Source organism: Massilia sp. BGA-UO-ETr-WB1 (assembly GCF_059567845.1).
This window is the reverse complement of the sequence record NZ_JCAQOT010000023.1, coordinates 860,980-878,315: the sequence shown is the minus strand read 5'-3', so window position 1 is coordinate 878,315 and position 17,336 is coordinate 860,980. Positions and strand designations below refer to the sequence as shown.

The following is a 17,336-nucleotide window of genomic DNA, read 5'->3' as shown; positions in this document are numbered from 1 at the left end:
AATCAGGGCCGCTTGCCGCAGCGCCCTGATTATAAAGAGAAATTGATGGCCACTACTTTGCAAACGCCGGCTCAGCCGCCCCCCTTCGAAGACCAGCATTTTGTGCGCTTTTACGAGCACGATGTGGCGCTAGTGACTGAGGCGGCCGATTTCCTGGACCGGGGCTTGCGTGGAGGCGGCACCGCAATCGTCATCGCAACAGCGGACCATCTGGCCGCGCTGCGGCAACAGTTGGCCGGCCTGGGGACATTGAAAGGCGAGCGCGGATGGTTCCCTGGGGAATTGATCACCATGGATGCCGAGAGTGCGCTGGCGCAGTTCATGGTCGATGGCTATCCTGATGAGCGGCGGTTTGATGCCGTGATCGGCGAGGCTGTGCGCAATGCCTGCAGTTCCGGAAGGCAAGTCCACGCTTTCGGCGAAATGGTGGCGCTGCTGTGCGCGCGGGGCCAGTATGACGCCGCGATACGCCTCGAACAGCTATGGAACGCGCTGCGCCGGAATTGCCGTTTCGCGCTGTTTTGCGCCTATCCGTGGCAGCTGTTCCCGACGCAGGAACATGCCAGCGCCTTCCAGAGCATTTGCCATGAGCATGACCATGTTTGCCCGAGCGTTCCCGACGGCCCCAGGGCCGCCTCGGATGCCAATAAACATGCGGCCATGCTGGAACAGAAAATCCTCTCGTTGCAAAGCGAACTGGCCCACACCAGAAGGTCTGAACAGACCCTCAAACATCGGGAGCGTGAATTCACCGATTTTGTCGAAAATGCGGCGGAGGGCTTGCATAGGGTTGGGCCGGACGGCATCATTCTTTGGGCGAACAAGGCCGAACTGACCATGCTGGGCTACTGCTGGGGGGACTACGTCGGCCACCACATTGCTGAGTTTCATGTTGATGGTGACCTGATCGACCATATTCTCGGGCAGCTGCAAACCGGCGAGACGCTCTACGATCAGCCCGCCCGGCTGCGCTGCGGCAATGGCGCGGTCAAGCACGTCGTCATCAATTCCAATGGATGCTTCGAAAACGGCCAGCTCCGCTACACGCGATGTTTTACCCGCGATGCGACGGAGCGGCATTTGCTGGATCAGGCGCACAACGAGCGCAAGGTGCTGATCGCAGAGCTCGCCCACGCCAATCAATCCAAGGATGAGTTCCTTGCCATGCTCGCGCATGAGCTGCGCAATCCGCTGGCGCCTATTAGTGCCGCCGCCCAGTTACTGGGCGTCGCGGCGCACGACACCGCCGGTGTGAAGCATGCCGCGGCCGTCATCACGCGGCACGTCAACCACATGAGTGCCTTGATTGACGATCTGATGGATGTCGCAAGGGTGACGCGCGGACTCGTTGGATTGACGAAAAACCCGTTGGACCTCTGGGACGCGGTCTCCGAAGCATCTGAGCAGGTCCTCCCGAGAATCCAGGCGAAACGCCACCATTTTTCCTTCGACGCGCCTGCAGAGCCGGTCATGGTAAGCGGCGATCGCAAGCGCATCGTTCAAATCGCCGCAAATCTCATTACCAACGCCAGCAAGTTCACTCCTGACGGGGGCGTCATACACGTCCAGCTACGCGTGGCCGCGGACGACGCTGAATTGCTTGTCACTGACAACGGCGTGGGAATGGACGAGGAGCTGGCCGCGCGCGCCTTCGAGCTTTTCGTCCAGGGGCGGCGTACTCCAGACCGCGCGCAAGGGGGATTGGGCATCGGCCTGGCGCTGGCCAAAAGCTTGGTGGAATCCCATGGCGGCACCATCTCGGTGCTGAGCGGCGGCCCCGGGAAGGGCTGCGTCTTCACAGTCCGCCTGCCGCTGCTGAAGACCGGCCGGATCGCCGGCACCGAATCGGCGCTGCCGTTAGTGCCGGAGCGGATCCAGCAAGCATTGCGTATCGTCGTAGTGGATGACAACCGCGACGCGGCGGATTTCCTCAGCACGCTGCTGTCGGCTATGGGACATAGTGCGCGCGCGGTGTACTCCAGCCACGCGGCGCTCGAGGTCGCGAAAGCGAGCTGTCCCCAGGTATTTTTCCTCGACATTGGCTTGCCCGAAATTGATGGGATCACCCTCGCGGGGCACTTGCGGGCCACGCCCGGGGCGGCCGGGGTGGTCCTGGTTGCGGTTACGGGCTACGGTCAGCCGCAGGACAGGGAGTTGACCAGTGCGGCCGGTTTTTACCACCACCTTGTCAAACCAGTGGACGCGCTCGAACTCTCCGAACTATTGGGGGAGATCGCTGCGCGGTAGCAAGCGGCCGGCCGCGCCCAGCGCTTACCGCGTCGCAACCGTGTCGGCTTCCGGAGGCTGCCAGCCGCCGCCCAGCGCCCTGAAGGCCGCGACCGCCGCGCGTGCCGACTCGGTTTGCGCCTGCGCCCGCATGTCGGCGGCGCGCAGCAGGTTCTCGTCGGCCTGCAGCACTTCTATCAGGCTGACCACGCCGTTCCGGTAAGCGGCAAACGATGCCTTTCTCGCCAGGCTCAGCGAATCCTCTCCCTGCCCCAGCAGGCCGGCCTGGCCCTCGCGCTTCACCAGGTTGGACAACGCGTTTTCCACATCTTCGGCCGCACGCAGCGCGGCCAGCCGGTAGGCTGCCAGCGCCTCGGCCTCCTGCCCCTTGGCCAGACTGATCTGCGCATTGATGCGGCCGAAATCGAACAGCCGCCAGCGCAGGCCCAGCACGCCGGCGCCCTGGCTGGCGCCGCTGCTGAACAGGTTGCCGCCTGACAGCGACGTCGCACTGCCGATCAAGCCGCTAAAGGACAGCTTCGGGTAGTACTCGGCGAGCGCCATGCCGATCCGCGCGTTCGAGGCCGCCAGGCGGCGTTCCGCCATGATCAGATCGGGCCGGCGGCGCAGCAGATCGCCGGGCGACCCGGTGGCTGCGATCCGCGGGGCGGCCGGTATCGCGCGCGCCGCCGCCAGCTCTTCCCGGTGCGTGCCCGGCGCCGTCCCCAGCATCACGTCCAGCGCATTCATGGCCGTCTCCAGCCCCGCTTCGAGCACCGGCACTGTTGCCTTCACCTGCGCCAGCGCGCCTTCGGCCTGCCGCACCTGGAGTTCTGCGGCCAGCCCTTTGCCATGCAGCAGATTGACCGTCGCCAGCAGCTCCTGTTGCGTCCTGACCTGGCTGTGCGCCACGCCGAGCCGTGTTTGCAGCCCACGGATGTTGATGTAGATGTCAGCGGTTTGCGCCGCCACCGCCAGCCGGCTTGCCACCGCCCCGGCGGCCGAAGCTTGATACTCGGCAAGCGCCGCTTCCCGCCCTCGGCGCAAGCCACCGAATATGTCCAGCTCCCAGCCGATGCCGAGGTTGGCCTCATAAGCGCTGCCGTAACGCTCAAAATCCGGCTGCGCATTGAGCACTTGCCCGAGCGGGGTTTCCACCGATTGGTAGGCCCTGGCCGCCTGCGCATTGATGGCGCCCGCCGGCAGCAGCGCGGCGGCCGCCGCCCCGAGTCCGGCACGCGCCTGGGCCACGCGGGCGGACGCCTGGGCGAGGTCCAGGTTCTGCTCCAGCGCCAGCATCACGAAGCGGGTCAGCTGCGGATCGCCAAAGCCCGCCCACCACGCGCTGAAGTCGGCACTGCCATCGGCCTGCCTGGACTCGGCAGCAGCCTGGCCCAGGTAGCGATCCGGCAGCGGCGCGCCGGGCCGCTGATAATCCGGCCCGACAGCGCAGCCGGCGGACATGCCGGCGGCGGCGAGCATTAAAAGTGTGCGTTTTAATAACATGGGTTTTTCGCGAAGTAAAAGAGGAAGACGCGAGTGACTATATCATGTTTTGGTCACTCGTTGAACGAAACCGCGACAAGAGGTAAGCTGTCGGGCATGAACAAAGCACCCCACCATTCCGGTCCCGCCCGCGGACCTGCCGATCACGACGTGCGTGATCAAATCGTCTCCGCCGCTACCGCGCATTTCCGCCAGTACGGCTACGAGAAGACCACCGTCTCCGACCTTGCCAAGGCGATCGGCTTCTCCAAGGCGTATATCTACAAGTTCTTCGAATCCAAACAGGCCATCGGAGAACTCATCTGCGCCAACTGCCTGCGCGAAATCGAAGCCGATATCCGGACCGCGGTCGACAGCGTTGACCGTCCGCCGGAGAAACTGCGGCGCATGTTCAAGGCCATCGTCGAGTCCAGCATGCGGCTGTTCTCGGAAGACCGCAAACTGTACGACATTGCCGCCTCTGCCACTACCGGTCATTGGGAAGCGGTGCGGGACTACGAGGCGCGCATCCGGCAACTGCTGCAGGATGTGCTGCGCCAGGGGCGCGAGAGCGAGGACTTTGAACGCAAGACCCCGCTCGACGAAGCGGCGAACGCGATCTACCTGGTTATGCGGCCGTACCTCAATCCGCTGCTGCTGCAATACAGCTTCGACCCGACCGGCGACGCGCCGGCCCAACTGTCGAGCCTGGTGCTGCGCAGCCTGTCCAGATGAGCACCGGCGCGCATAGTGACTATTGACACAATTAGTCACTAGTCCCACAATGGAATCCTGTTTAGTTTTTTACGGGATTCCTATGCCTCGCCGTCGCCTCGTTTTCTCAGCTGTCATATCCGTCTTGCCGCTGGTTTTGTCCGCCTGCGGCGAGAAGACGCCGCCAGACCCGCGCACCGGCGCCCGCCTGGTGCGCGCTGCCACCGTCCAGCAGGCGGCAACGCCGGCACGGACGTTCACGGGAACCGTCGCGGCCAGGGTGCAAAGCGACCTCGGCTTTCGGGTCGCCGGCAAGGTGCTGGCGCGCCTGGTGGATACCGGACAAACCGTCAAGCGCGGCCAGGCGCTGATGCGCATTGATCCCGCCGACCTGAAGCTCGCCGCACATGCCCAGCAGGAAGCGGTTGCCGCCGCCCGCGCCCGGGCGCAGCAAACGGCACAGGACGAAGCGCGCTACCGCGACCTGCGCGGCACCGGCGCGGTATCGGCTTCCGCCTACGACCAAAGCAAGGCGGCAGCCGATGCCGCCCAGGCCCAGCTCAATGCGGCCGAAGCCCAGGCCGAAGTGGCGCGCAACGCCAGCCGTTATGCCGAACTGGTGGCCGATGCCGACGGCGTGGTGATGGAAACGCTGGCCGAACCCGGCCAGGTCGTCAGCGCAGGACAGGCGGTGGTCCGTCTGGCGCATGCGGGCCGCCGCGAGGCCGTCATCCAGCTCCCCGAAACCTTGCGCCCCGCGGTCGGGTCCGCCGGCCTTGCCACGCTGTTTGGCAGCGGCGGACCCGCCGTTGCGGCAAGGCTCAGGCAGCTCTCGGATACGGCAGACCGGCTGACGCGCACGTTCGAGGCGCGCTACGTGCTGGAGGACGGGCTGGCCAACGCGCCGCTGGGCGCCACCGTCACCATACAGATCCCCGAGACGCAATCCGCCGCGCACAGCGGCTGGTCGGTGCCGATCGGCGCCCTGTTTGACGCAGGCAAAGGGCCCGGCGTCTGGTTGATACAGGGGCAGCCGGCAAAGGTGAGCTGGCGGCCGGTGACGGTGCAGCGCCTGGGCGACGACGGCGCGCGCATTGCAGCGCAACTCAAGCAAGGCGACCGGATCGTCGCGCTGGGGGCCCACCTGCTGCGCGAAGGCGAAGCGGTGCGCACGGCGGACGAGGCGCTCGCGAACGCAGGAGCGCGTCCATGAGCGCAGGCCGCTTCAACCTGTCGGCGCTCGCCGTGCGCGAGCGCTCCGTCACCTTATTCCTGATCTGCCTGATTTCCCTGGCCGGGATTGTGTCCTTCTTCAAGCTGGGGCGGGCGGAGGATCCCGCTTTCACGGTCAAGGTGATGACCATCGTGACGGCCTGGCCGGGGGCGACGGCGCAGGAAATGCAGGATCAGGTCGCCGAGAAGATCGAAAAGCGGCTGCAGGAACTGCGCTGGTACGACCGCAGCGAGACCTACACCAGGCCGGGCCTGGCGTTCACGACATTGACGCTGCTGGACAGCACGCCGCCGGCCGAGGTGCAGGAGCAGTTCTACCAGGCGCGCAAGAAAGTCGGCGATGAAGCCGGCAACCTGCCGCCCGGGGTGATCGGGCCGATGGTCAACGACGAATATGCGGACGTCACCTTCGCCTTGTTTGCGCTGAAGGCAAAGGGGGAGCCGCAGCGCCTGCTGGTGCGCGACGCCGAGACGCTGCGCCAGCGCCTGCTGCGCGTGCCGGGCGTCAAAAAGGTCAACATCGTCGGCGAACAGTCCGAACGGATTTACGTCGAGTTCTCGCATGAGCGCCTGGCCACGCTGGGCGTCAGCCCGCAGGACGTGTTCGCCGCGCTGAACAATCAGAACGTGCTCACGCCGGCCGGCTCGGTGGAAACGAAGGGCCCGCAGGTGTTCATACGCCTTGACGGCGCATTCGACGAACTGCAGAAAATCCGCGATACGCCGGTCGTCGCGCAGGGCCGCACCTTGAAACTGTCGGACATCGCCACGATTCAGCGCGGCTATGAGGATCCGGCGACTTTTATGATACGCAACAGCGGCGAACCAGCCCTGCTGCTTGGCATCGTCATGCGCGACGGCTGGAACGGGCTCGACCTGGGCAAGGCTCTCGACCAGGAAGTGGGCGAGATCAACGCCGCGCTACCGCTGGGCATGGGCTTGAGCAAGGTCACCGACCAGGCCGTCAACATCAGTGCGTCGGTCGACGAATTCATGCTCAAGTTCTTTGCCGCGCTGCTGGTGGTCATGGCGGTGTGTTTCGTCAGCATGGGCTGGCGCGTCGGCATCGTGGTTGCCGCAGCCGTGCCGCTGACGCTGGCGGCGGTGTTCATCGTGATGGCCGCCACCGGCAAGAACTTCGACCGCATCACGCTCGGCTCCCTGATCCTCGGGCTGGGCCTGCTGGTCGACGACGCCATCATCGCCATCGAAATGATGGTGGTGAAGATGGAAGAAGGCTACAGCCGCGTTGCCGCATCGGCCTATGCATGGAGCCACACTGCGGCGCCCATGCTCTCGGGCACGCTGGTCACGGCGGTGGGTTTCATGCCGAATGGCTTCGCGCGTTCCACTGCGGGCGAGTACACCAGCAATATGTTCTGGATCGTCGGCGTCGCCCTGATCGCCTCGTGGGTAGTCGCGGTGGTCTTCACGCCTTACCTCGGCGTCAAGCTGCTGCCCGAGCTGAAACAGGTCGAGGGCGGCCACGACGCGCTCTACGACACCCCGCGCTACAACCGCTTCCGCCGGGTACTGCAGCGCCTCATCGCGCGCAAATGGTGGGTGGCCGGCGCCGTGGTGGGCCTGTTCGCCATGGCGGTGCTGGGCATGGCTGTCGTCAAGAAGCAGTTCTTCCCCATCTCGGACCGTCCCGAAGTCCTGGTCGAAGTGCAGCTGCCCTATGGCACCTCGATCGTGCAGACCAGCGCCGCTGCGGCAAAGGTGGAAACGTGGCTGGCCAAGCAGGCGGAGGCGAAGATCGTCACCGCCTACATCGGCCAGGGCGCGCCGCGCTTCTATCTGGCCATGGGACCGGAACTGCCCGACCCCTCGTTCGCCAAGATCGTGATCCGCACCGACAGCCAGGATGAGCGCGACGCGCTGAAGCGCCGGCTGCGCATGGCCATTGCCGAAGGCCTCGCGCCGGAAGCACGGGTGCGTGTCACCCAGCTCGTGTTCGGTCCCTATTCGCCGTTCCCGGTGGCCTACCGGGTGACGGGGCCCAACCCGGATAAGCTGCGCAGTATTGCCGCGCAGGTGCAGCAGGTGATGGAAGCGAGTCCCATGATGCGCACCGTCAACAACGACTGGGGCACGCGTACCCCAACGCTGCACTTCCCCCTGCAGCAAGACCGGCTGCAGAGCGTGGGGCTGACTTCGAGCGCCGTCGCGCAGCAACTGCAATTCCTGCTGAGCGGCGTTCCGCTGACTGCCGTCCGCGAGGATATCCGCACCGTGCAGGTCGTGGCCCGCTCCGCCGGCGACAACCGCCTTGATCCGGCCAAGCTCGCGGACTTCACGCTGTCCACCGCCGGCGGACAACGCATCCCGCTGTCGCAGGTGGGCAAGGTGGACGTGGGCGCGGAGGAGCCGCTCATCCGCCGGCGCGACCGGATGCCGACAATCACCGTGCGGGGCGACATCGCCGATGGCCTGCAGCCGCCGGACGTGTCCAGCGCCATCACCAGGCAGCTCCAGCCCATCATGGACAAGCTGCCGGCCGGCTACCGCATCGAACAGGCCGGTTCGATCGAGGAATCCGGCAAGGCGACGGCGGCCATGCTGCCCCTGTTCCCTATCATGCTGGCGATCACCCTGCTGATCATCATCTTCCAGGTGCGGTCGATCTCCGCGATGGTGATGGTGTTGCTGACCAGCCCGCTGGGCCTGATCGGCGTGGTGCCGACCCTGATCTTGTTCCAGCAGCCGTTCGGCATCAATGCGCTGGTCGGCCTGATTGCCCTGTCGGGCATCCTGATGCGCAACACGCTCATCCTGATCGGCCAGATCCACCATAACGAGCAGGCTGGACTGGCGCCCTTCCGCGCGGTGGTCGAGGCGACGGTGCAGCGCTCGCGTCCGGTGATCCTGACCGCGCTGGCGGCCATTCTGGCCTTTATCCCGCTGACCCATTCCGTGTTCTGGGGGACGCTCGCCTATACGCTCATCGGCGGCACCTTCGCGGGGACCGTGCTCACGCTGGTTTTCCTGCCAGCCATGTATGCCATCTGGTTCAAGATCAGCCCGCCCGCCAAAGCCGAAACCAGCTGATCTGCCGTTATCCATCGTTCATATCAAAGGATTTGTCATGTCGAAATCTATTGTTGTCGTTGTGACCGGCGTATCGTCGGGGATCGGGCGCGCCGCCGCCGAACAGTTCGCCAAGCGCGGATGCAGGGTGTTTGGCACCGTGCGCAGCATCGCCGGCGCCCAGCCCCTGTCCGGCGTCGAGTTCATCGAGATGGACGTGCGCGACGACGCGTCGGTCCAGCGCGGAATTCAGCTTGTCGCCGGCCAGGCCGGCCGCATCGACGTCCTGGTCAACAATGCGGGGGTGAACCTGATCGGCGCGGTGGAGGAAACCGCGCCCAGCGAGGCCGCATCGCTGTTCGACACCAACGTGTTCAGCATCCTGCGCACGACCCAGGCCGTGCTCCCGCACATGCGCGCGCACGGCCAGGGAAGGATCGTCAATGTCAGCTCCGTGCTCGGCTTTCTGCCCGCGCCGTACATGGGGCTGTATTCCGCCTCCAAGCATGCCGTGGAAGGACTGTCCGAGACGCTGGACCACGAGGTCCGCCAGTTCGGCATCCGCGTCACGCTGGTCGCCCCCTCCTATACCAGGACCAGGCTGGAGGCCAACTCGCCGCAGGTCAAGTCAAGCATCGCGGCCTATGGCCATGAACGCGAGCTGGTCACGCGCGCCGTGGCCGGCAGTGTCAATGGCGCACCCGAACCGTCCGCAGTGGCCGCCACCATCGTCGAAGCGGCACTGGGCGCATGGCGCATGCGCCGCACGCCGCCGGGACAGGCATCGCTGTTGCGCAAATTGCGCCGCTTCATGCCTGCCGGCCCGGTCGACGCCAGCCTGAGGAAAGCATGCGGGCTGAGCGGCTGAATCCATCTCGGGAACGGGAAATCGCTTTGCGGCAGGCGCCTATATCTTGAAGTCGTCAAAGGCGACCTTCCTGGCGCCGAGCGCGCTCAGCATTTGCCGCGTTGCAGCCAGCATCTGTGGCGGGCCGCACACGTAAAATTCGCAGTCACGCACCTGGGGATGGCTGCGCAACAGCTCATGATGGACGCTCTCGTGCACCATTCCATGCCCTGCAATGCCGGGATCGGACAACACGGGATGCCAGCTAAAGTTGGGGTGACGCAGCGCCAACGCCTCCATCTCCGCCTGGTACGGCACCTCGCGGCCATTGCGGGCGCCATACCAGAAGTGGATCGGCTCTGTCGCGCCGCCGTCCAGGAGCGAGTGAATCATGGCGCGCAGCGGAGCCATGCCGGCGCCGCCGCCAATGAATACTTTCTCGGCCCTGCCATGCCTCAAGGCGAAGTCGCCGAATGGACCGTTGAACATGACCTGGTCGCCGGTCATCAGGCTGTACACGTACGAGGAGCCTTTGCCGGGGGCCTGCCCGCCATCTGCGCGGCCCGGCGAAAATCGCACCAGCAGGTGCAGCCGGCCATCGGCCTTCGTCACCGGCAGCGCCAGTGAGTAGGAGCGCCGCACCGCCTCCTTCGAACGAAGCACGGATGGCAGCGATAGCTTGGCCCAGTCCATCCGGTGATGCTCCGGCAGGTTCAGGCGGTCCCGGTGGAACGAGTAGCGTGGGATATGCAGCTGCACATAGGAGCCGGGGCGGAATTCGGCCCCCGGCCGGGATTCGGGCACGAGGACGATCTCGCGCAGGTACGGCGTTACCGCAGTTACGCTCTCGACCGTTGCCCGGCACTTCGCCATGATGGCCTTGCCGTTCGCAACGGCGATGCGGCTGTCGGATTGGACCATGAGGCCGCAGGCCAGGCGATGCCCCTGCCTTAGCCGCGCCGGCGCGATGTGCTCGCGGTCAGCGCTGCTTGGCGGGGGCGGATTATGGGATGCCTTCACCTCGCACAGACCGCAGCTCTGGCCGCCACCGCAATTGGACGGCAATTGCATGCCGGCCCGGTTCAGCGCCGAGTACACCGTGTCGCCTTCGAAGGAGCGCACGGCCGCGAGCTGCTTGCCGGTCTCGTCCAGTACGGTCACCGTGCGCACCGGCAGCCAGCGCCGCGGAATAAATTCCCGCAGGCGCACTGTGACGCACAGCAGCCAGATGCCGGATATCGCCATCCACAAACCGGCGCTCGCGGCGATCACGACCAGCGTGTTGTTGAAATCCTGGCGGCCGCTGTAGTCCATGATGTGCAGCATCCATGCGATGTCGAACAGGCGCCAGGTGTCGTTCCTGCGCTCGAGCACTTTGGCATCCGCACCCGACAGGTAGAGCGAGGTGCCGTCCGCATCCTGGAAGTCCACGCGCCAGACCGGCCCGCTATGGCGCCGCGCTTCCAGGCCTGGTTCGGGCAGCAGCACCGGCTGTCGAGCTGCGCCCACCCCGGCGTAGTCCGCGCGCGCAGCGGCCAGAATATCCGCGCTGGTTACGTGCACAGGCTGTCCGGTCCGCGCATCGACCAGCCAGGCCGTGCCTTCGGAACTGAGCTTGTAGACCGGTTTCGCGCCCAGCCAGGCTGTTTCAAGCAGGTCGGCCGGCCGCTGAGCGTTCGCCAGCACGGCGGACGGTGCCAGCACGCCTGCCAGGGGCCAGGTCTGCGCCGGCGGCGCCGGCGCACGGTGCGCTTGCCCCGTCACCGCATGATGGTCGAACAGGCTCATGATCAGCCCGCTGCCGAGCCACAGTACAAACTGGAGGCCGACAATCAAGCCTATCCATTTGTGCAACTTGCGCAAGAAGGGGATCATGCGGCAGCCCTCCTGCGGAAGCTGTACCACAACAGCCAGATCCCACTCAGCGCGAACAGCGTGCCGACGGCCGCCGCTATCCGCAGCAGCAGATTGTTGATGTCATCCCTTGTGTCGTAATCCATGATATGCAGCATCCAAAGAAAGTCATACACGCGCCAGAGGTCGTGCCGCTTGGCCACTACTTCGCCGCTCTGGGGACTGAGGTACAACGTTGTGCCGGACGCGTCGTCAAAATCGGCCCGCCACAGCGGTGCTTTGCGCTTGGCCACCTCTCCGGGCAACGTGGTCAACAGCTCGATCCTGGCCAGTTCGCCCTCGCCCTGGTATTGGTCGAGCGCGAGAGCGCGCGCGGTTGCCTGGTCTACCGGATCGCGCCGCTGCAAGGTGCCGGCGTCCAACAAGCCGATGCCGCCGGCGTGCTTGACTTCATACACTTCGCGTCCCAGCATGCGCTTGAGCTTGAAGCCGGTGACCCCGCTGAAATGGCCGCCCAACTGTGCCGGCAGCGCCACGATGGCGGCTGGCGACATGGGCGTCTCGTCCCGGTGCGCCAAATGGTCCCCGTGTATCAGGTCAATCGATATCGCCGTCATGTACAAGCCGCTCAGCATCCACAACAGGGCTTGCAATCCGATCAGAAGGCCTAGCCATTTGTGCAACCGGCGCGACCAAAAAGCAGATTTCATATGTATTTCCTCATTACGTGAGAAAGGCGGACCGCGCCACTCGGGTGCCGCAGTCCTCCCAGTCTGTTACAGGCGGTAGATCAGCTTCGCGTGCCAGCGCCGGCCCAGCAAATCGTACGTCATGGTGTCGGTGTTGGCGTCGGTCCAGCTCTGGATGAACGGCGCCTTCTTGTTCCACAGGTTGTCGATGCCAAAGGCCAGGCTAAGGTTCCTGGAGAAGGCAAACCTGGCCTGGGCATTGTGGTAGCTCAGCGCCGGCGCATGATCGCCGATGTCCCCGGCGGAAGCGTTGATGTCCCGCGCCTTGCCGATGAACTGCACGCTGTAGGAGCCCGACCATGCGCCATCCTGCAGCGTCAGGGTATCGAAGGAACGCCATTTCGTGTAGCTGCCGCGGCCTCCCGTGATCTTCCCGGCGTAGGAAATCGCCTCGCCGCCCTGGAACGGCGTGACCTGGTAGTCTTTCAGATAGGCGACTTCACCGTTGAACGACGCACGCAGCCCTCCCACCCGGAAGGTGTAAAGCACGCCCGCATCCAGGCCGGACAGGTTTTCGCTGGCGGCATTGGACGGCTGCGCCGACAGGAAGTCCACCTCGCCGGTCAGGCGGTTGCGCGTGAAGTTGGCAGGTCCGCAGAAGGGATGGCTCAGGCCGGCGGATTCATAGCAGGCCCGCAGTTTGGTCGAGCCGTCCACCCGGGCGATCGCGTTCGTGATCCGATAGCGGTAGTAATCCAGCGTCAACACCAGGTCGCGCGCAAATGCCGGCGTCCAGACGATGCCGGCCGTGAGCGTGCGGGCTTTCTCCGGCTGCAATCGCGTGTTGCCGCCGGTGGTAGTGAGCACGGTGTTGCCCAGCTGCCGGTAGCCGGCGGGAACGCCGGAGGCACGGCAGTTCTGCGCAATGACCGACGACGCCGGCAAGGCGCTCCAGCCGCTGCATGGGTCCGTTGTGGTCAGGTTGCCCTCGGCGGTGCCGCCGTACAGTTCCGGAATATTCGGAATCCGGAAGGCGGTTGAATAGTTGCTGCGCAGTTTGAACGAGGGCATGACCTGCCAGTCGGCGCCCACCTTGTAGCTGGTGTTGGAGCCGAACATCTCGTATTTCGAATACCGCAGCGCCGTATTGAGCGACAGCGACTTGGCCAGCCAATGATCGGCAAGCAGGGGCAGGTCCGCTTCCGCGAATACTTCCCTGGCGTCGTATTGTCCGGCGATCGGGCTTTGCTGGTTGGTGTTGCTGATGCCCAGCACGGTCAACTGGTCCGGATCGAGCCAGCCCCGGTCCTTGCGCACTTCGACACCGGCGGCGAATCCCAGCGCCCCGGCCGGGAGCTTCATCAGTTCGCCGCGCAGATTTGCCGTCACGCTCTTCTGCTCGTTGCCGCCATGGTCGCGGTTGGTGGACATGATGTAAGAAAGCACTTGCGGCGTGACATCGCCATAGCCGAGATAATCCGCGCACGGGACCGCCGCGTCCGGCGCCGTACCGCACCGGCTCCGGTCCAGCGTCTGCGCCACCCGGTCCAGGTTGGCGACATTGCTGGTGCTGCTGACACCCGTGTTGCGCCCGTAGTTGGCGGCAATGCTCCAGTCCCATGCCTGGCCGATGCGCCCGTCGATCCCCAAGACGATGCGTGCCGTGTTGACCTCCTGTTCGAACATCCTGACACCGCCTTCCTGCAGGCGGCGGCGCTGCAGTTGCAGGTCCTGGCCGGTCGGGTTGGTCGGATGACCGGCAGCGATGTTGACGGGACGGTACACGCCCAGCGTGCCTGGGGTCGCGATCTGTTCAGACTGGCGGTTGGTGTACATCACCTCGGCAAACAGGCGTTCGTCCCCGGAAATGGCCAGGTTGCCGAACGTGCTGAAACTCAAGCGCTTGTTCGGATTTACCGCATTCAGGTACGGGTTGCTATTGTAGTTGTGCTTATCGGCGGAATAGCGCTCATAAGCATTGCCGTTGCCGCCGGGTGTCTGATTGAAGTTGACGCGCGTGCCGTCGGCCAGCACTGCGCGTCCTCCTATGGTGGAAGAACTGCCCACGCACACCAGCTTGCCGTCCGCTTCGCCCAGGCCGCACGGCGCACGGCTGGCCATGTTGACGGTTCCCGTTTCGGAGTAGTCCAGCGCAGTCATCAGGTTGCCGCGCTCGCTGCCCACACCCCATGCGATGCTGGCGGCCTTCTCCTTGTCATCGCTGCGGGTGGTCTTGCCGTAGCGGCCCTGCAGTTCCAGTCCGGTGAAATCCTTCCTGGTGATCAGGTTCACCACGCCAGCCACGGCATCCGCGCCATAGATGGCGGAGGCGCCGTCTTTTAGCACTTCCATGCGCTGTATCATCGCCACCGGGATCATATTCAGGTCGACCGAACTGTTCGCTCCAGTGCCGCCGCTCACGACGCGCCGTCCGTTAATCAGCACCAGGGTGCGGTTCGCGCCCAGGCCGCGCAGGTTGACCTGCGTCGTGCCGTACCCGTTTTCACCCCAGTACGCGTTAGTCTGATTGCCGGCGAAGCCCGCCGAGGAAGGCATGCGCTGCAGCAGCGTGTCGACGGACGTGGCGCCCGATCGCTCTATGGCGTCCTTGTCGATCACGGTCACGGCGCCGATCCCGGTGATCATGGAGCGATTGGAACTGATGTGGCTACCCGTCACGACAACAGTGGTCGTCTCCTTGCCCTTCTCCAGCGCTTGTGCGGCGCCGGCTTGCTGGGCTGTGGCATGAACGGAGAATCCGGAAGACAGCAGAGTACTGATTGCCAATACCATTGGCTTACGTTTCAAAAACATCGGGACATCCTTTGGTCTACGGGACCGGAGCATGACGCGCTCCGATCAATTGATCGAGTCAACATGTAAGTAGCGCATGCGCAAGTTTCCGCACGCAGCAACGCGAGCTGTGCCACGCAAACAGCCGAGGCAAGGCGCGCTATCGATCAGCCGATGAAAGGACGAGGGGGGCGTTCCGGCCCGTCAGGTATGAAACCGGTGACAGCCGAGATACTGGAAGGAAGATGCAGCGTTGCAGGCTTATGCGGCACGCGCGCGAGCGCAGCCAATGGCGGAGCCGAACCGCCGACACAACAGTCGAAGCAGGCGCTGCAAGTGGAATTTTCATGCTGTCCGGTGTGTTTGGCGCTCTGCTTCAGCTTGGCCAGCTCGCCGCGCTTGTGCGTCAAACGCACCTTGTGGGCCGACGGTCCCTTCACGATCCGTTTAACCACGGGGCGCTGCTCCTGCCCTATTCCGCATGTCTGCTGCAAGGCCGACGCCAACCCTTGCACGGGGACGGCAATCATGACCAACCACAGCAAACATGCATGAAATATTCGGATCATCAAATTAGTCTAGCATGGTTATTTTGGTTATCGCCAATACTTTTCATGATGATCAAGCCGCCGTTGGCGGTTGCTGCGACGTCAGCAGTGCTGCCGCCAGCAAAACACCAAGCAACACCAGCGATTCAAGCTGCAGCACGCGCCGAACCAGGCCGACGCCGCGCGCCGAACGCGCCGCAGCCGGCAGCCCGACCAGCTTGTTGTAACCGCCCAGGCCGACGGCCAGCAGCACCAGCAGCACTTTTATTTGCAGGGTCCATCCGTAGGCGGTATGCAGCAGATGGCCGGCGTTGCCGACGCGGTGCCACGCGCTGAATATGCCGGTGGCGAAAATCGCCACCACCGCGCATAGCGCCGCTTGCGACATGCGCTCCAAATACATGTCGGTGCGCGATCCTGGTCCGCCACTGCGGGTTCCTGTCAGAACAAGCCAGCCGGAAACGAATACTGCGCCGCTCCACACGCCGACTGCAAACAGGTGGACCGCCTCCGCCAGCAGGGTCGCGGTCCACAGGCCGTTCTCGCCAGCGTGCCCCATCGACGCGCGGGCCACGGTAAAAGCCAGCAGTGCCGCCAGCGCAGCCGGTTCGCTTATGCGTCCCGGTCCGCCGGCCACGCGGATGGCGCACAAACCCAGCATGGCGACGATGGCGATGCTGCCCGCGCGGCCATAGCCTGTCGTCGAGAGCATCATCCAGAACATGGAGCCCGCCTCGCCCAAGGAGACGCCGGCCATGACCGCCGTGGCGGCCCACAGGGCAGCCGCGCAGCCGCCGGCGCCGAGGCCTGCCGCGGCTACATCGGCACGCCGTATTGCCCCGCCGTAGCCGTCGGGCGTGAGCGCGGACGAACGCAGCCAGCGCCGCGCGAACCACGAGCCGAGCAGCCAGGCGAAGGCGGAATTAAGCAGCAGGGCCGACCCAAGCTGCAGCAGCGCGACGCTATCCATCTATTTCACCGAGAACTTGAAGCTGCCATTGCGGCGATGGCCGTCGTGTCCGGCAACAGCCCAGGCCACGGTATATTCGCCGCTTGCCAGCGCCGGGACGGCAAGATGCAAGATCGCGGGATTGACCTCATCGACCCTGGCCTTGCCGGCGGCGATAGCTTTGCCCGCGCCATCGGACAGCGTGATCGTACTGAAGGCCGGTTCGATCTTCTCGTTAAAGGTCAGTGCGATGTCCTTCGGTGCAGCCGCCAGTACCGCTCCGGCCTGCGGGTCCGAACTCTTCAGGCTCGCGTGGGCCGCGGCCCAGGGCGCGGCCAGGCTGGCGGCCACGAACGCTGCCGCCGCTATCAGTGCTTGAAATGGTTTCATGTCGATTCTCCCTGGCTGATTACTTCGCCACTTCGATGGCCGTTACCGTCAACGCGCCGCCGGTCTTCTCAACCACGAAACGCACTTTGTCACCGGGCTTGACCTTGTCCAGCATCGCCGGCTCTTGCACTTTGAATGCCATGGTCATCGCGCCCATGCCGATATTTTTCAGCTCGCCGTGCTTGATAGTGAGCTTGCCGGTTTCCTTGTCGACCTTCTTGATTTCGCCTTCGCTCAGCGCGTTCTGCGCGGCGCTTGCCGCTGGTGCTGGTGCCGCATGATGGGAATGATCGACTTGCGCGCTTGCGATGCCGGACGCGCCGACGGTTGCCGCCAGGATGATTTTGTACAGGTGTTTCATGATGATTCCTTCCAGGTTAAAAAGAAAATGAATGGCCGCTATGGCTGCTATGGACGGATAGCTTGCGCACCTGCGCATTGCGCAGGAAGGCGCAGCCGCGCGCGGCGCGCGGCATCATACGGGCCTTAGCCCGCAGCTTGGACAAGCTTCAGGAGTGTTGGCGTGGAGGCCGTTCCAGCGTGGCCGGAACAAAGGCGATGATCGCCGGCTCGGGAGA

13 protein-coding genes are annotated in these 17,336 nt (G+C 64.6%); 5 read left to right on the top strand and 8 right to left on the bottom strand.

Annotation, left to right across the window (positions count from 1 at the left end; translation table 11 throughout):
• Positions 1–45 precede the first annotated feature (45 nt).
• On the top strand, positions 46–2,247 hold the full coding sequence (locus AC56DV_RS12265; RefSeq protein ID WP_496314557.1) for an ATP-binding protein: 2,202 nt from the start codon (positions 46–48) through the stop codon (positions 2,245–2,247).
• A gap of 24 nt (positions 2,248–2,271) precedes the next feature.
• On the opposite strand, the gene AC56DV_RS12260 is transcribed toward AC56DV_RS12265, so the two are convergent.
• On the bottom strand, positions 2,272–3,732 hold the full coding sequence (locus AC56DV_RS12260) for an efflux transporter outer membrane subunit (RefSeq protein ID WP_496314556.1): 1,461 nt from the start codon (positions 3,730–3,732) through the stop codon (positions 2,272–2,274).
• 96 nt (positions 3,733–3,828) lie between these two features.
• On the opposite strand from AC56DV_RS12260, the gene AC56DV_RS12255 reads away from it, so the two are divergent.
• The 4 genes from AC56DV_RS12255 to AC56DV_RS12240 all read left to right on the top strand — a co-directional run bounded on the left by AC56DV_RS12255 (position 3,829) and on the right by AC56DV_RS12240 (position 9,556).
• Positions 3,829–4,446 carry a TetR/AcrR family transcriptional regulator gene (locus AC56DV_RS12255; RefSeq protein ID WP_496314555.1) on the top strand — a complete coding sequence of 206 codons (618 nt, stop codon included), beginning with the start codon at positions 3,829–3,831 and terminating at the stop codon, positions 4,444–4,446.
• An 82-nt stretch (positions 4,447–4,528) separates the two neighbouring features.
• Positions 4,529–5,638, top strand: a complete 1,110-nt coding sequence (locus AC56DV_RS12250) for an efflux RND transporter periplasmic adaptor subunit (protein WP_496314554.1) — start codon at positions 4,529–4,531, stop codon at positions 5,636–5,638.
• Positions 5,635–8,709 (top strand): efflux RND transporter permease subunit, encoded by a 3,075-nt coding sequence (locus AC56DV_RS12245; protein WP_496314553.1) that lies wholly within the window; start codon positions 5,635–5,637, stop codon positions 8,707–8,709. The genes AC56DV_RS12250 and AC56DV_RS12245 overlap by 4 nt, the downstream gene beginning before the upstream one ends.
• 37 nt (positions 8,710–8,746) lie before the next feature.
• The gene (locus AC56DV_RS12240; protein ID WP_496314552.1) at positions 8,747–9,556 is read left to right on the top strand and encodes an oxidoreductase; all 810 of its coding nucleotides are present in this window, start codon (positions 8,747–8,749) and stop codon (positions 9,554–9,556) included.
• 39 nt (positions 9,557–9,595) lie between these two features.
• Here AC56DV_RS12240 and AC56DV_RS12235 read toward each other — a convergent pair whose 3' ends face one another.
• From AC56DV_RS12235 to AC56DV_RS12205, 7 genes are all read right to left on the bottom strand, one after another.
• Positions 9,596–11,410, bottom strand: coding sequence for a PepSY domain-containing protein (locus AC56DV_RS12235; RefSeq protein ID WP_496314551.1), 1,815 nt, complete (start codon positions 11,408–11,410; stop codon positions 9,596–9,598).
• Positions 11,407–12,099: a PepSY domain-containing protein gene (locus tag AC56DV_RS12230; RefSeq protein WP_496314550.1), complete on the bottom strand. Its 693-nt coding sequence runs from the start codon at positions 12,097–12,099 to the stop codon at positions 11,407–11,409. The genes AC56DV_RS12235 and AC56DV_RS12230 overlap by 4 nt, the downstream gene beginning before the upstream one ends.
• Before the next feature lie 66 nt (positions 12,100–12,165).
• On the bottom strand, positions 12,166–14,892 hold the full coding sequence (locus AC56DV_RS12225; protein WP_496314549.1) for a TonB-dependent receptor domain-containing protein: 2,727 nt from the start codon (positions 14,890–14,892) through the stop codon (positions 12,166–12,168).
• Between the two features lie 146 nt (positions 14,893–15,038).
• Positions 15,039–15,326: a hypothetical protein gene (locus tag AC56DV_RS12220; protein WP_496314548.1), complete on the bottom strand. Its 288-nt coding sequence runs from the start codon at positions 15,324–15,326 to the stop codon at positions 15,039–15,041.
• A gap of 166 nt (positions 15,327–15,492) precedes the next feature.
• A complete protein-coding gene (locus AC56DV_RS12215) occupies positions 15,493–16,389 on the bottom strand; it encodes a CopD family protein (protein ID WP_496314547.1) in 897 nt (298 codons plus the stop codon).
• On the bottom strand, positions 16,390–16,758 hold the full coding sequence (locus AC56DV_RS12210; RefSeq protein ID WP_496314546.1) for a copper resistance CopC family protein: 369 nt from the start codon (positions 16,756–16,758) through the stop codon (positions 16,390–16,392).
• Between the two features lie 19 nt (positions 16,759–16,777).
• On the bottom strand, positions 16,778–17,119 hold the full coding sequence (locus AC56DV_RS12205; RefSeq protein WP_496314545.1) for a copper-binding protein: 342 nt from the start codon (positions 17,117–17,119) through the stop codon (positions 16,778–16,780).
• Positions 17,120–17,336: the final 217 nt, after the last annotated feature.